The sequence below is a fragment of the Tsukamurella asaccharolytica genome (assembly GCF_007858435.1).
In the GTDB taxonomy this organism is placed as follows: Bacteria; Actinomycetota; Actinomycetes; order Mycobacteriales; family Mycobacteriaceae; genus Tsukamurella; species Tsukamurella asaccharolytica.
Window position 1 is genome coordinate 44635 of record NZ_VIGW01000001.1, and the last position, 14238, is coordinate 58872.

Annotated in this window: 12 protein-coding genes; 6 read left to right on the top strand and 6 right to left on the bottom strand. The window is 71.6% G+C overall.

All coding sequences use genetic code 11. The features are described from left to right. Positions 1–31: 31 nt before the first annotated feature. Complete coding sequence (sigK, locus tag FK529_RS00215) at positions 32–598, top strand: ECF RNA polymerase sigma factor SigK (RefSeq protein WP_146558433.1); 567 nt, start codon at positions 32–34, stop codon at positions 596–598. Beyond that, positions 595–1353 carry an anti-sigma factor gene (locus FK529_RS00220; protein WP_146558435.1) on the top strand — a complete coding sequence of 253 codons (759 nt, stop codon included), beginning with the start codon at positions 595–597 and terminating at the stop codon, positions 1351–1353. The genes sigK and FK529_RS00220 overlap by 4 nt, the downstream gene beginning before the upstream one ends. Positions 1354–1364: 11 nt before the next feature. Here FK529_RS00220 and FK529_RS00225 read toward each other — a convergent pair whose 3' ends face one another. Then, positions 1365–2192 carry an SAM-dependent methyltransferase gene (locus tag FK529_RS00225; protein ID WP_146558437.1) on the bottom strand — a complete coding sequence of 276 codons (828 nt, stop codon included), beginning with the start codon at positions 2190–2192 and terminating at the stop codon, positions 1365–1367. Between the two features lie 71 nt (positions 2193–2263). On the opposite strand from FK529_RS00225, the gene FK529_RS00230 reads away from it, so the two are divergent. Continuing rightward, positions 2264–3583 carry a diguanylate cyclase domain-containing protein gene (locus FK529_RS00230; protein WP_146558439.1) on the top strand — a complete coding sequence of 440 codons (1320 nt, stop codon included), beginning with the start codon at positions 2264–2266 and terminating at the stop codon, positions 3581–3583. Here the strand turns inward: FK529_RS00230 and FK529_RS00235 are convergent. The 5 genes from FK529_RS00235 to FK529_RS00255 all read right to left on the bottom strand — a co-directional run bounded on the left by FK529_RS00235 (position 3553) and on the right by FK529_RS00255 (position 11005). After that, entirely contained in the window at positions 3553–4938 is a 1386-nt protein-coding gene (locus FK529_RS00235) for an amino acid permease (RefSeq protein ID WP_146558441.1), read from the bottom strand. The genes FK529_RS00230 and FK529_RS00235 overlap by 31 nt on opposite strands. Further along, positions 4938–7217 carry a phosphoribosylformylglycinamidine synthase subunit PurL gene (purL, locus tag FK529_RS00240; RefSeq protein WP_193559642.1) on the bottom strand — a complete coding sequence of 760 codons (2280 nt, stop codon included), beginning with the start codon at positions 7215–7217 and terminating at the stop codon, positions 4938–4940. Before purL ends, FK529_RS00235 begins: the two co-directional genes overlap by 1 nt. A gap of 22 nt (positions 7218–7239) precedes the next feature. Further along, on the bottom strand, positions 7240–9087 hold the full coding sequence (cysC, locus tag FK529_RS00245; protein ID WP_146558445.1) for an adenylyl-sulfate kinase: 1848 nt from the start codon (positions 9085–9087) through the stop codon (positions 7240–7242). Next, entirely contained in the window at positions 9087–10019 is a 933-nt protein-coding gene (gene cysD, locus FK529_RS00250) for a sulfate adenylyltransferase subunit CysD (RefSeq protein ID WP_146558447.1), read from the bottom strand. The genes cysC and cysD overlap by 1 nt, the downstream gene beginning before the upstream one ends. 65 nt (positions 10020–10084) lie before the next feature. Then, positions 10085–11005 carry an IclR family transcriptional regulator gene (locus tag FK529_RS00255; RefSeq protein ID WP_146558449.1) on the bottom strand — a complete coding sequence of 307 codons (921 nt, stop codon included), beginning with the start codon at positions 11003–11005 and terminating at the stop codon, positions 10085–10087. Between the two features lie 92 nt (positions 11006–11097). On the opposite strand from FK529_RS00255, the gene FK529_RS00260 reads away from it, so the two are divergent. Genes FK529_RS00260 through FK529_RS00270 form a run of 3 tightly spaced genes read left to right on the top strand, consistent with a single transcriptional unit; the run spans position 11098 to position 14211 of the window. Then, positions 11098–12261 (top strand): DUF1214 domain-containing protein, encoded by a 1164-nt coding sequence (locus tag FK529_RS00260; RefSeq protein WP_146558451.1) that lies wholly within the window; start codon positions 11098–11100, stop codon positions 12259–12261. Beyond that, the gene (locus FK529_RS00265; protein WP_146558453.1) at positions 12261–13052 is read left to right on the top strand and encodes an SDR family oxidoreductase; all 792 of its coding nucleotides are present in this window, start codon (positions 12261–12263) and stop codon (positions 13050–13052) included. Before FK529_RS00260 ends, FK529_RS00265 begins: the two co-directional genes overlap by 1 nt. Further along, a complete protein-coding gene (locus tag FK529_RS00270; protein ID WP_146558455.1) occupies positions 13045–14211 on the top strand; it encodes a sulfotransferase family protein in 1167 nt (388 codons plus the stop codon). The genes FK529_RS00265 and FK529_RS00270 overlap by 8 nt, the downstream gene beginning before the upstream one ends. Positions 14212–14238: the final 27 nt, after the last annotated feature.

Sequence of the window (14238 nt, forward strand, 5' to 3'; positions counted from 1 at the left end):
TAACGTACTGCGGGACGAAGGAGGCACGCGGATGACACGTGCGCGAACCGAGGCCGACGACCTGCTCGAGCGCACCGCGAACGGTGACGTCGGGGCGTTCCGCAACCTCTACGAGCGCACCGGCCGGTTGGTCTACGGAACCGCCCTGCGCGTCATCGGGGACCGTGGCTACGGCGAGGAGATCACCCAGGAGGTGTACCTCGAGGCGTGGCGCAAGGCGGCCGAGTTCGACGCCGCGCGCGGCTCCGCCGAGGCCTGGCTGGTGACCATCGCCCATCACCGGTCCGTCGACCGGGTCCGCGCCGAGCGCTCGCGCAGCGAGCGGGAGAACAGCTTCGCCCACGCGAGCTACCAGCGTCCCCACGATGTGGTGGCCGAGACGAACGAGCAGCGCGAGGACTCGGGCGCCGTGGTGGACTGCCTGGACACGCTCACCGTTCCCCAGCGCGACGCCCTCACCCTCGCCTACTACGGCGGCCACACCTACCGCGAGGTTTCGGAGCGCCTGGACGCCCCGCTCGCCACGGTCAAGAGCCGGATCCGCGACGGGATCGCGCGCCTGCGCCGCTGCCTCGAACCCCTCGGAAGAACGTCATGAGCGAAACCCCGAACAGCACCGGGAGCGAGGATCCGCTCCTCGACGACGCCGAGGTCTACGCGCTGCACGCCCTCGACGCCGACGAACGCGCGTCCGTCGAGGCCGCGCGCTCGGCCGCGACCGCCGAGGTGCGCGAGGACTTCGACGCCCGGGTCGGAACGGTGCGCGAGACGATGGCGGCCCAGGCCGCGCGGTACGCGGTCGAGCCGCCCGCGGAGATCTTCGACCGCGTCCTCGGCCAGGTCGTCGACGACCCGGGCGTGACGCCGCTGCGCCGGCGCCGCTCACCCGCAGCGTCGCGCACGGCGCTGCGCGCCGCGGCCGCGGCCGCCGTCGTGGTCGTCGCCGTCGCCGCCGGTGTCGTGCTCGGTCGTTCGATCTTCGCGGGGTCGGATGCTCCCGCACCGTCGGAGGCGGAGATCGTGCTCGCGGCGCCCGACGCCCGGAGCGCGCAGACCCGGGTCGGCGACGCGACGATCTCGTTCATCTACTCGCGCGAGCGCAATGCCGGCGTGGTGCTGATGAACGACGTCCCGCCGCCGCAGGACGGCACCGTCTACCAGATGTGGCTGATGGACCCGGGCGGCGGCGCCCGCTCCCGCGGCACGATGTCGCAGGCCGACGTCCGGCCGACGACGACGGCTGCGGTCACGTCGATCGACGGCGCGGCCACCTTCGGCATCTCGATCGAGCGCCCCGGCGGGGCGAGCACACCGTCGGACCGGATCGTGACGACCCTGCCGATCGCGCGCTGACCGGCGCTCGGTCAGACGATCCGGCCCAGGCCGACATAGCCGTAGTCGCACCGCAACTGCGCCTCGGTGAGCGGGAATTCGGGACGCCACCGGCCGTACCGGACCAGGCCGGGCTCGAGGATCTCCGTGCCGTCGAGCCAGGAGAGGATCTCTGCCCGGGGGTGCATGTCCAGCGGAATGGAGGATCGCTCGTAACGCCTACGCATCCAGCGCAGTTCGGCCGCGATCTCCGGATGCGCGGATTCGCCCGAGACGTGCGAGAGGGCGATCATGCTGCCGGGCACCATGACGCTGCGATACCTCCGGAGCAGGCGGCCGGGGTCGCCCCGATCGCCGAGGAGGACGAACGTGCCGACGGCGAGCAGCCCGACGGGCCGGTCGAAGTCGATGAGACCGCGCGTCACCGGGTGCTTCAGGACCGCATCGGCGTCGCGGACATCGAGCTTGAGGACGCCGGCACCCGGGTCGTCGCCCACGAGTTGACGTCCCAGCTCGTACGCGATCGGCTCGCGGTTGACGAACACCGTCCGCGCCGCGGGATTGACCAGGCGCGCCAGTTCGTGCACCGTCCCACCGGCCGTGACGCCCGCGCCGAGGTCGAGGAACTGCTCGACGCCCGCGTTCGCCATCGTCTGCACCGCGCGACGCGCGAAGGTCCTGGTCAAGCGCACCCCGAGCGCCCAATGCGGGGCCTCGCGGGCGATCTCCTCACCGGCGTCCCGGTCGACGGGCAGGTAACTCGTGCCACCCAGGAAGTAGTCGTACAGCCGGGAGCCGTTCGGCCGATCCATGTCCAGCGGGACCGTCGACGGTGCGCTGGTCGATTCGAGATACGTCATTGCAACACGCAATCTAGTCGAACCGCATCGCCCACGTATGCTGTCGGATCAGAAGCCGAGTGAGGAGGGGTATGCCGGAGTCCTCATCACCGCTGGGTTTCCTCGCGCGCGGTGATTCCGTGGTCGCGCTCCTCGTGGACGAGTTCCTCCTCGCGATCGCCGACGACGTCTACCTGCCGCTGCCCGCGTCCGTGGTCCGCGCCGAGCTACTGGCCGCGTTCCAATCCGTGATCGCGGCGCTCGGCTCCGACCCCTTCGACCCGGCGGTGGGCCGCGAGGTCGGGAGCCTGCTGGTCTCGCTGCAGATCACCGTGCCCGCAGGGGCCGCGGCGGGCGGACGCGCCATCGCGACCCTGCCGGACACGCTGACCCGGGAGCCGTCGGCGGAGGTCCGGCGGCGGACGGCGCTGATCCTCGCGGAGTACGCCGCCGGCTACGCCGAGGCGCTCACTCGGCGGATCATCGACGGGCAGGCCGTCGTTCATCGCGCCGCACAGCTGGCCCAACGGTCGGCCGAGGAGGGTGAGCGGCAGGCGCAGGCACGACTGCGGGTGATGTTCGAGCACGCGCGCTCGCCGGTCTTCGTCGCCGACGAGCGGGGCCGCATCCTCGAGGCGAGCTCCGCGATGACCCGCATGATGGAGGCCAATCCGACGCTCCTCGGGCCGTCGGGCGACGACGTTCGCCCGCTCCTCTCCGACGACCCCGCCGACGTGGCAAGAGTCCTGCGGGAGCTGGCCGACGCCGACGACGAGGGCGTCACCCGGTTCCTCGAGCACCGGCGGCTGCGCTTCCTGGGCGACACCAGCGTCGGCCGCTGGGCGCTGAGCCGGGTGCCCGCGGAGGGCGACCGACCGCCGCTGCTCGTCGGCGCCGGGCACGACGTCACGGAGCTGCTGGCGACGCACGCCGAGCTCAGCCATCTCGCGCACCACGATCCGCTCACCGGGCTCCCGAACCGCCGGCGGCTGCAGGAGGATCTCGCGGCGCGGCGATCGGCCCCGGTCGGATTCTGTCTCGTGGACCTCGACGGGTTCAAGGGGATCAACGACCGGCTCGGACACGCCGTGGGCGATCAGCTCCTGATCGCCACGGCCGCCCGGATCAGCACCTCGCTGACAGGTGTCGGCACTCTGTACCGCGTGGGCGGAGACGAGTTCGCGGTCCTCGTCTCGCCGCCCTTCCTGCCCGCCGACGCGGCGCAGCTCGTGCACCGCTCACTGTCCACGCCCATCGGACTGCCCGCCACGGACGACGCCCCGGCGCACGTGGTGCGCATCGGCGCGAGCGTGGGCACAGCCGACACCGCCGAGACGGGCTCCTCGGTGGAGGCGCTCATCGTCGCGGCGGACGCGGGCCTCTACCGCTCCAAGGGAGCCCGGCGGGCCTGACGGCGCGCGTGCACCGTCCCGGCGACCCAGAGCAGCGCTACGATCCCGGCGGTCGAGAGCACCTGGTAGCGGACGTCGTCGTTGGCGATCGCGAGCACGACGATGCCCAGCAGCACCACGAGCACCGCCCACGACAGGTAGGGGTAGCCCCACATCTTCAGCGGGAGCGGCGTGCCGTCGCGATCGGCGCGGCGACGCAGCACGATCTGCGAGACGATGGTCGCGAGCCAGGTGACGATGAGCGTCGACCCGACGACGGCGAGCAGCCGGTCCAGGACCTCCGAACCCCACACGTACGTCGCGGGCACGGCGAGGAAGCCGATGACCGAGCTGGCGAGCACCGCGAGGACGGGCACGCCCGAGGCGTTCGCGCGCCCGAAGCCCGCGGGCGCCATCCTCCGCTCGGCGAGCGAGTACAGCATCCGCGAACTGCCGTACAGGTTCGCGTTGAGCGAGCTCAGCAGCGCCACCACGATGACCACGCCGAGGGTGGTGCCGACCGCGGGCAACCCGGCGGCCCGCAGCACCGCCACGAAGGGCTCTTTCGCGACGGCCGGATCGTCCCAGGGCAGGGCGAGCAGGATCACCGCGACGCTGCCGACGTAGAAGACCAGGATCCGCCACACGGTGGCGCGGATCGCGCGCCCGACGGTGCGCTCGGGGTCCCGGGTCTCGGCCGCGGCGACCGCGACGATCTCGATGCCGCCGAAGGCGAAGGCCACCACCAGGAGGGCCGCGACGACGCCGCTGATCCCATGCGGCGCGAAGTCGGTGAGGTTGCCGAGCCCGGGCGACGGTTCGCCCGTCCACCCGAGGAGGTAGCCCACACCGATGATCAGGAAGAGCGCCACGAAGACGACCTTGATCAGGGAGAACCAGAACTCGAACTCGCCGAAGCCACGGACTCCGGCGAGGTTCAGCGCGGTCAGCGCGGCCATGAAGAGCAGCGCCCACAACCAGACGGGCGGCCCGCCGGGCAGCAGCCCGTTCAGGATGGCCGCCGCGGCCACGGCCTCCGCGGCCACCACCAGGCACAGCTGCACCCACCACAGCCAGCCGACGGCGAAGCCGGCGCCCGGCCCGAGCGCGCGCCCGGCGTAGTGCGAGAAGGCGCCGGGGTTCGGGTCGGCGGCCACCAACTCGCCCAGCATCCGCATCACGGCGATGACGACGAGCCCGGCCACGGCGTAGGCGATGAGCACCGCCGGGCCGGCGAGCGCGATCCCCTTGCCGGCGCCGACGAACAGGCCGGCGCCGATCGCCGAGCCCAGGCTCATCATGATCAGGTGTCGGGCGCGGAGCCCGGCGTGCAGGCCCGCCTCGGGCACGCTCTCCTGGCCGGTCGGAGCCGCCATCAGGCGAACAGTGCGGGCAGGGTGCCCTCGTGTGCGGCGCGCAGGTCGGCCAGCGTGACGCTGAACCGGCCCTGGACCTCGACCGAGTCGCTGCCCTGGTCGACCACGCCGATGCGGACGGCCGGGAGCTCGCGGGCGGCGCACACGGCGGCGAAACGGGTCTCCTCGGTGCGCGGCACCGCGACCAGCACGCGGCCCGTCGACTCCGAGAACAGCTGGACGAAGGCGCCCGCAACATCCTGGGCCCCCTCGGGGAGCAGCAGGCGGCAGCCCGTCTCGCCCGCGAGCGCGGCCTCGACGACGGCCTGCCACAGGCCGCCCTCGGAGAGGTCGTGCGCGGCGGAGACGAGGCCGTCGCGCGACGCGGCGGTGAGCACGTCGGCGAGCAGCTTCTCGCGACCCAGGTCCACGCGCGGCGGGACGCCGCCGAGGTGGTCGTGCTCGACCTGGGCCCAGATGGAACCGTCGAACTCGTCGTGCGTATCGCCGAGGAGGTACAGCGTCTCGCCGGGCTCGGTGCCGAGGCCCGTCGGGATGCGGCGGCGGACGTCGTCGATGACGCCGAGCACACCGATCACCGGCGTCGGGAGGATCGCGGTGCTGCCGGTCTGGTTGTAGAAACTGACGTTGCCGCCGGTCACGGGGATGCCCAGTTCGACGCAGCCGTCGGCGATACCGTGCACGGCCTGCTGGAACTGCCACATCACGCCCGGATCCTCCGGCGAGCCGAAGTTCAGGCAGTCGGTGACGGCCTTCGGGGTGGCGCCGGTGACGGCGACGTTCCGGTAGGCCTCGGCGAGCGCGAGCCGGCCGCCGGCGTACGGGTCGAGGTAGGTGTAGCGGCCCGAGGCGTCGGTGGAGAGGGCGATGCCGCGCTGCGTGGTCTCGTCGATCCGGATGACGCCGCCGTCGGCGTTCTCGGCGAGCACGGTGTTGCCGCGGACGTACCGGTCGTACTGCTCGGTGATGAACTTGCGCGAGCACAGCGCCGGCGAGGCGAGCATCTTCAGCGCGGTGGCGCGCAGCTCGTCGTCGGACTCGGGGCGCCGCAGGCCGGCGGTGGTGTCTGCGATGAGCGCGTCCATGAAGGCGGGCCGCTCGACGGGGCGCTGGTAGACGGGGCCGTCGTGCGCGATCGTGCGCGCGGGGGCGTCGACGACGGTCTCGCCGTGCCAGTCGATGACGAGGTGCTCGCCGTCGGTGACCTCACCGATCACCGTGGCGAGCACGTCCCAGCGGGCGCACACGGCCATGAAGGCGTCGACGTTCTCCGGCGTCACCACGGCGCACATGCGCTCCTGCGACTCGGAGGAGAGGATCTCCGCGGCGCTCATGCCCTGGGCGCGGCAGGCCACCTGGTCGAGGTCGACGTACATGCCGCCGTCGCCCGCCGCCGCCAGCTCGGAGGTGGCGCAGGACAGGCCGGCGCCGCCGAGGTCCTGGATGCCGACCACGAGCTTCTCGCGGTACAGGTCCAGACAGCACTCGATGAGCACCTTCTCCATGAACGGGTCGCCCACCTGCACCGACGGCAGCTTCTTCGGCTTCTCGTCCGCATCGAAGCTCTCGGAGGCGAGCACGGAGACGCCGCCGATGCCGTCGAGGCCGGTGCGGGCGCCGAACAGGATGATCTTGTTGCCCTTGCCCGAGGCGAAGGCGAGGTGCAGGTCCTCCGTGCGCAGCACGCCGGCGCACAGCGCGTTGACCAGCGGGTTACCCGCGTAGGAGGCGTCGAAGACGGTTTCACCGCCCACGTTGGGCAGGCCGAGGGAGTTGCCGTAGCCGCCGACGCCGCGCACGACCCCGTCGAGCACGCGGCGGGTGTCGGGGGCCTCCGCCGGGCCGAAGCGCAGCTGGTCCATCACGGCGATGGGCCGGGCGCCCATGGCCATGATGTCGCGGACGATGCCGCCCACGCCGGTAGCGGCGCCCTGGTAGGGCTCCACGTACGACGGGTGGTTGTGCGACTCGACCTTGAAGGTCACGGCCCAGCCGTCGCCGATGTCCACGACACCCGCGTTCTCGCCGATGCCCGCGAGCATCGTCGACCGCATCTCGTCGGTGGTGGTCTCGCCGAAGTACCGCAGGTGCACCTTGGAGCTCTTGTAGGAGCAGTGCTCGGACCACATCACCGAGTACATGGCGAGCTCGGCATCCGTGGGTCGGCGGCCCAGGATCTCGCGGATCCTCCGGTACTCGTCGTCCTTGAGTCCGAGCTCGCGGTACGGCTGGTCGACATCGGGCGTGGAGGCGGCGTGGGTCACCGTGTCTACGTGCACCAGCCCAGTTTAGACGGGTGATTCACGGCCAGATCGTCAGCCAGCGGTCGAGCACCAGCAGCGCCTGTTCGGCGGGCTCGCCGTCCTCCGGCCGCAGCACCAGCTCGGGCCGTTCCGGCACTTCGTAGGGAGCGCTCACGCCGGTGAAATCAGCGATCTCGCCCGCCCGCGCCTTCGCGTACATACCCTTCGGGTCGCGCTGCTCGCACAGCGCGACGGGGGTGTCCACGAAGACCTCGACGAAAGGCAGGCCCGCCTCCTCGTGCTGGGCCCGGATCCGGTCGCGATCCGCGGTGTACGGGCTGATCAGCGACGCGATCGCGACGGTGCCCGCGTCCGCGAGCAGCTGCGCGACGGCGCCCACGCGGCGCACGTTCTCGGCGCGGTCGGCGGCGGAGAAGCCGAGATCGGCGTTGAGGCCGTGCCGCAGGTTGTCGCCGTCGAGCCGATAGGCCGGCACGCCACGCGCGACGAGGAGGCGCTCGAGTTCGCACGCCACCGTCGACTTGCCGGACGCGGAGAGCCCCGTCAGCCAGACGGTGCCGCCACGGGTCGAGCGGTCCTCGCGCCGCACGGCCGCGCCGTGCCAGACCACCGCGGTGGATTTCAGCGTCGGGCCGGTGATCATCCCGGCGGCGACGGTCTCGTTGGTCTGCGGGTGGACGAGCACGAAGCTGCCGAGGGTGCGGCCGCGCCGGTACGGGTCGAAGAGGACGGGCCGGCGGGCGGTGAGCCGCACGCGGCCGATGTCGTTGAGTCCGAGTTCAGTGGCGTCCTGGTCGCGGTGCAGCGTACTGGTGTCGAGCCGGTAGTCCAGCGCCTCCACCCGCACCGGCTCGGAGCTGTGGGCGTGCAGCATCCGGTACTCGGCACCCACGGTGAGCGTCGCGGTGTCGGAGAACCAGCACACGGTGGTGTCCAGGTCGGTCGCGGACTGCGGCCGGTTGGCAGGCCGGCACAGCACGTCGCCGCGGCCCACGTCGAGGTGGTCGGCGAGCCGTACGCACGCGGCCTCCCCGGCCTGCAGCCGATCGACCTTCGCGCCGCCGGGCCGGTAGAGCTCGGCCACCGTCGTGGTGAAGCCCGACGGGAGCGCGACCACCTCGTCGCCGATCGCGAACGCCCCGGACGCGACGGTGCCCGCCACGCCGCGGAAGTCGTTGCGCTCCGCTTCCGTGCCCTGGGGCCGGATGACGTACTGCACCGGCAGGCGCGCGTCGATGAGGTTCCGGTCACTCACCACGTGCACGTTCTCGAGGTGGTAGAGCAGCGACGGGCCGTCGTACCAGGGCGTGTTGCCCGACCGCTCGGTCACGTTGTCGCCCAACAGGGCCGAGACCGGAATGGCCTCCACGTCGTGCACCTCGAGCTTCGCCGCGAACTCGGCGAACTCGGCGCGGATGGCGTCGAAGCGGGCACGGTCGAAGCCGACCAGATCCATCTTGTTGATGCACAGCACGACGTGCTCGACGCCGAGCAGCGAGGTCAGGAAGGCGTGCCGGCGGGACTGCCGGGTGAGGCCGTGCCGCGCGTCGACGAGGATCAGCGCGACGTCGGCGGTCGACGCCCCGGTGACCATGTTGCGGGTGTACTGCTCGTGCCCGGGGGTATCGGCGAGGATGAACTTGCGGGTCGCGGTGGCGAAGTAGCGGTGGGCCACGTCGATCGTGATGCCCTGCTCCCGCTCGGCGCGCAGGCCGTCGGTGAGCAGCGCGAGGTCGACGCCCTCCTCGCCGCGGGCGGCGGTGGTGGCGGCGACGGCGCTGAGCTGGTCCTCCAGCACCGCCTTGGACTCGAAGAGCAGACGCCCGATGAGCGTGGACTTGCCGTCGTCCACGCTGCCGGCAGTCGCGATGCGCAGGATCTCCATCAGAAGTAGCCCTCCTTCTTCCTGTCCTCCATGCCCGCCTCCGAGATCCGGTCGTCGGCGCGGGTCGCGCCGCGCTCGGTGATCCGGGTGGTGGCGACCTCGGCCACGACGGCCTCCGGGGTGGTGGCGCCCGATTCCACGGCGCCGGTGCAGGTCGCATCCCCGACGGTGCGGAACCGCACCGTCCGGATCTCGGGCGTCTCCCCGGGAAGGACGTCGACGAGCGGCCCCGTCGAGAGCAGCATGCCGTCGCGTTCGACCACCTCGCGCTCGTGCGCGTAGTACAGCGGGGGCAGATCGATCGCCTCGGCGGCGATGTATTGCCAGATGTCGAGTTCGGTCCAGTTGGAGAGCGGGAACACGCGGATGTGCTCCCCCTTCTGGTGCAGCCCGTTGAAGATGTTCCACAGTTCGGGGCGCTGCGCGCGGGGATCCCACTGCCCGAAGCGATCCCGGAAGCTGAAGATGCGCTCCTTGGCGCGCGCCTTGTCCTCGTCGCGACGCGCCCCGCCGAAGGCGGCGTCGAACCGGTGCTCGCCGAGCGTGCGCAGCAGCGTCGCGGTCTGCAGCCGATTGCGGGTGGCGCCCGGGCCGGTGGGCTCGACGACGGCGCCCGAATCGATGTCGTCCTGCACGCGGCCGACCACGAGCCGCAGCCCCCGATGCCGTGCGAGCTCGTCGCGGAAGGCGAGCACCTCGTCGAAGTTGTGGCCGGTGTCGATGTGCAGCACCGGGAACGGGATCGCCGCGGGCCAGAACGCCTTGGCCGCGAGGTGCACCATGACCACCGAGTCCTTGCCGCCCGAGAACAGTAGGACGGGCCGCTCGAAGGTGGCGGCCACCTCCCGGAAGACGTACACCGCCTCCGCCTCGAGGACCCGCAGATGATCTGCGGCGACCATCGTTTCCACCACGCCGAACCTCCGGTTCATATTTGGACCACTTCGGTCCATTTCTGTTCCGGAAGACTAGAACCTGTTCTCACGGCCTGTCAACGTCACGACCGGGGCTTGCGACCCCCGATGCGCACCGTGATCCGGTCGGCGGCGGCGATGAGGGCGGCAGCCCGCTCCGCGATGCCGGGCTCGTCCAACTCGGCGCTGACGTACAGGCTCGCCACCATCGCCTGGGCCCCGTCGCCGTCGTAGACCGGTGCCGAGATCACGCTGACGTTCTGCGGTTCGCCGGCCGCCCCCGCCTCGTCGCGCAGGTGGACTCGGTCGCCGATACCGGCGACCACCTCCCCCAGCAGCGCGCGCAACTCCGCGGGGATGTCACCCGGCACACCCGCCATGAGCCGGTACAGCTGCTGCCCCGCGGGGGTGAGCAGCTCGACGAGGTAGCCATCGGCGCGGCAGGTCTCGATGACCCGGGCGAGACGGTCACCGTCGGCGCGGGTCCGGTCGCGGGCGAGCCACCGCTCGAGCCGGCCGGTGCGGTCCCAGAGCACGTACATGAGCCCGATCGGCGGCGTGAACGGGTAACTGTCACCGACTTTCACCATCGCGGGGCGCACCGGGTCGACGGCCACGTCGAGCACCGTCACCCGATCGCCGACCACGCCCGAGAGCGAGACCGGATGCCCGAAGGCCTCCCACAGCCCGGTGAGCACGTCGCCGCCCGCGGGGTCGGCCCGCAGCGACGTGCGAGCCGCCCGCCCGAGAGGGATCAGGGCCGGGCCGAGGCGGTAGGTCTTGTCCCGGTCGTCGCGGATCAGGTATCCGGATTCGACCAGGGTGGCGGCGATGCCGAGGCAGGTGGGCTTGCTCAGCCCGACGCGTCGCGCGAGCTCCGAGATCCCGAACCGCTCGCGCTCGTGCCGGGACAGGAAGTCGAGCACGGCCACGACGCGCGCGGTGGGCGGCGAGATCCGCGCCGCCCGTCCGGGCGGCTCCACCGGTTCCACTGATTCCGTCATCGCTTCTCCTTGACACTCGCCGACGCCTGCGCCTACGGTCTGGAACAGGTTCTACCGCAATGGTCCACATTTGTACCACTACCGGAGGTGGGATGTACAGCGATCCGCTCGTCGCGGCGATCACCGAGGCCGAGGGTCTCGTCGCCGCGGCACCGCACATCGAGACCGAAGCCGACCTGCTGGAGGGGTTGCAGTACCTCGCACAGGGCGTGGCGGCCTGCGTGCACGGCGCCTTCCACTTCGACAAGGATCATCCGTTCCTGCTCAGCGGCACCGGGCCGTTCACCAAGATGGGCCTCGACAACCCGGACACGCTGTACTTCGGCGCGCGGGTCGACGGCGCGCACGAGTACGTGGTCACGGGCCGCCGGGGCACCACCCGCGACATCAGCTTCCAGGTGCTCGGCGGCGGCGAGTACACCGACGACAACGTGCCGGCCAGCGCCGTGGCCTTCGACGACCGCGAACTCACCATCGATGACGACGGCAGGTTCGAGGTGCGGTTCGGCCCCGGGGAGCCGGGGCCGGACTACTTCCGGCTGCCGGCCGGCAAGGCGCAGTTGGTGATCCGCGAGGTCTTCGACGACTGGTCGGCGCGGCGCAGCACCTTCGCCATCGCCCGCACGGACACCGCCGGCACCGCGCCACCGCCGCTCACCCCCGAGCTCATGGCCAAGCGGTACGCCGCCGCGGGCAAGCAGTTGGTGAACCGCGTGAAGACCTGGCTGCAGTTCCCGCAATGGTTCTACGACCCGCTGCCGGTGAACACCCTGACGGCCCCGCGCCTCACCCCCGGCGGCCTCGCCACCCAGTTCTCCTCGGTGGGGCACTACGACCTCGCCGACGATCAGGCGCTGATCATCACGGTGCCCCGCGGCGACGCGCCGTACCTGGGCTTCCAGCTCGGCAGCCTCTGGTACATCTCGCTCGATTACATCAACCACCAGACCTCGCTCAACGGCGCCCAGGCGCAGGTCGATCCGGACGGCATGATCCGGATCGTGGTCGCGCGGAACGACCCCGGCCTCACCAACTGGATCGAGACGCTCGGCCATCGTCGCGGCTACCTCCAGTTCCGCTGGCAGCGCACCTCTTCCCCGCTCACGGCCGCCGACGGGCCGACCGCGCAGGTGGTTCCGATCGCGGACGTCGCGCAGCACCTCCCCCACTACGAGTCCAACCGCATCGCCCCCGAGTCCTGGAGAGCCCGGATCGCGGAGCGGGCGAGGCTCATCGGCGAAAGGATGGTCGGCTGATGCCCGGGCTGGGGCTGGACGGCAGGGTCGTCGTCATCGCGGGGGCGGGACCGGCCCTGGGCGCCGTCCTCGCCCGACGGTTCGCCGACGAGGCCGCGCAGGTCGTCCTCGTCGCGCGCACCGCCGACCGCCTCGAGGCCATGGCCGCCGAGATCAACAGTGCCGGTGGCGCCGCCGCCGCGATCCCGGCGGACATCACCGACGAGGACTCGCTCGCCGCGCTCGCCGCGCAGGTGCAGGAACGCTTCGGGCGGGTCGACGCGGTGGTCAACAACGCCTTCACCTATCCCTCCATGCAGCGCCTGGTGAACACCGAGCCGGCGCACATCCTGCAGAGCGTCGACCTCATGGCGCTCGGCGCGCTGCGCACCGTGCTCGCCTTCCGCGAGGCCCTCGCGGAGGCGGACGGGGGCGGGGCCGTGGTGAACGTGAACTCGATGGTGATCCGCCACTCCGATCTGCGCTACGGCGGCTACAAGGCCGGCAAGACGGCGCAGCTCGCGCTCGCGCAGTCCCTCGCCACCGAGCTCGGCCCCGAGGGCATCCGGATCAACTCCGTGGTGCCGGGCTGGATCTGGGGCGACACGCTCAAGGCCTACTTCGCGTACCGCGCGAGCACGAAGGGCGTCACCGTCGAGGAGGACTACGCCGACGCGGCGAAGAACTCGGACCTGCGGCGCCTGCCCACCGAGGACGAGGTGGCCTCGGCCGTCCTCTTCCTCGCCTCCCCCCGCGCGTCCGGCATCACCGGCCAGACGCTCGACGTCAACTGCGGAGAATTCCATGTCTGAAAGCACCAACGTCGCCGGCACCCGGGTCGGAACGGTCGACGACCTGCACGAGTCCGCGATGCGGCGCACCGGGCTCAGCGACTTCGGCGACCCGTCGGACGGCTACCGCGAGGCCCTGCAGGTCCTCCTCGACTCCTACCGCGAGGAGGCCGCGCTCACCGAGCTCGGCTCGAAGCTCTCGCGAGTCTTCCTCCGCGGCGCGCTCTCCACCCGCCTCATCAGCGAGGCGGCCTTCGCGGCGAACCCCGGCCACGCCGAGACCGTCGTCGAGCGGCCGATGTTCGTCACCGGCCTCCCCCGCTCGGGAACCACGGCGCTGCACCGGCTGCTCGATGCCGACCCCGGCAACCAGGGCCTGCAGATGTGGCTGGCGGAGGTGCCGCAGCCACGGCCACCGCGCGCGACGTGGACCGAGAACCCCGTCTACCGGCTCCTCGACGAGCAGTACGCGCAGCACCACACCGAGCACCCCGAATTCATGGGGCTGCACTACATGTCGGCCGCCGAGGTCGAGGAGTGCTGGCAGCTGCTGCGCCAGTCGGTGCACTCCGTCTCCTACGAGTGCCTCGCGCACGTCCCGTCGTACGCGGCGTGGCTGGCCGAACAGGACTGGACGCCCGCCTACCGCCGGCACAAGCGGAACCTGCAGCTGATCGGCATGAACGACCCCGGCAAGCGGTGGGTGCTCAAGAACCCGAGCCACCTGTTCGCGCTCGACGCCGTGCTCGAGGTGTACCCGGACGCCCTGATCGTGCAGTGTCACCGTCCGGCGGAGACGATCATCGCCTCGGTCTGCTCGCTCGCGCAGCACGCCACGGAGGGCTGGTCGACGGCGTTCACCGGCGCGACGATCGGCGCCGACCAACTGGACACCTGGGCCCGCGGGCTCGCCGCATTCGACGAGGCCCGTGCGCGCCACACCGCCGCCGGGCGCGGGGCCCAGTTCGTGGACGTGGACTACCGGGACCTGGTGGCCGACCCGCTCGGCACCGTCGGGTCGATCTACGGATCCTTCGGACTCGACCTCACCGACGACGCGCGACGGGCGATGGCAGCGATGCACGAGGCCAGCCGCTCCGGCGCCCGCCGCCCCAACCACACCTACTCACTCGCGGACTACGGGCTCACGGAGGAATCGGTCCGCGCCAGATTCCTCTGAACATCGAACATTCTCGGTGTAATCTCG

Bases quoted from the DNA above. Each gene is read 5' to 3' on its own strand.
- sigK (WP_146558433.1), top strand. From the start codon at position 32: ATGACACGTGCGCGAACCGAGGCCGACGACCTGCTCGAGCGCACCGCG.
- FK529_RS00220 (WP_146558435.1), top strand. From the start codon at position 595: ATGAGCGAAACCCCGAACAGCACCGGGAGCGAGGATCCGCTCCTCGAC.
- FK529_RS00225 (WP_146558437.1), bottom strand. From the start codon at position 2,192: ATGACGTATCTCGAATCGACCAGCGCACCGTCGACGGTCCCGCTGGAC.
- FK529_RS00230 (WP_146558439.1), top strand. From the start codon at position 2,264: ATGCCGGAGTCCTCATCACCGCTGGGTTTCCTCGCGCGCGGTGATTCC.
- FK529_RS00235 (WP_146558441.1), bottom strand. From the start codon at position 4,938: ATGGCGGCTCCGACCGGCCAGGAGAGCGTGCCCGAGGCGGGCCTGCAC.
- cysC (WP_146558445.1), bottom strand. From the start codon at position 9,087: ATGGAGATCCTGCGCATCGCGACTGCCGGCAGCGTGGACGACGGCAAG.
- cysD (WP_146558447.1), bottom strand. From the start codon at position 10,019: ATGAACCGGAGGTTCGGCGTGGTGGAAACGATGGTCGCCGCAGATCAT.
- FK529_RS00255 (WP_146558449.1), bottom strand. From the start codon at position 11,005: ATGACGGAATCAGTGGAACCGGTGGAGCCGCCCGGACGGGCGGCGCGG.
- FK529_RS00260 (WP_146558451.1), top strand. From the start codon at position 11,098: ATGTACAGCGATCCGCTCGTCGCGGCGATCACCGAGGCCGAGGGTCTC.
- FK529_RS00265 (WP_146558453.1), top strand. From the start codon at position 12,261: ATGCCCGGGCTGGGGCTGGACGGCAGGGTCGTCGTCATCGCGGGGGCG.
- FK529_RS00270 (WP_146558455.1), top strand. From the start codon at position 13,045: ATGTCTGAAAGCACCAACGTCGCCGGCACCCGGGTCGGAACGGTCGAC.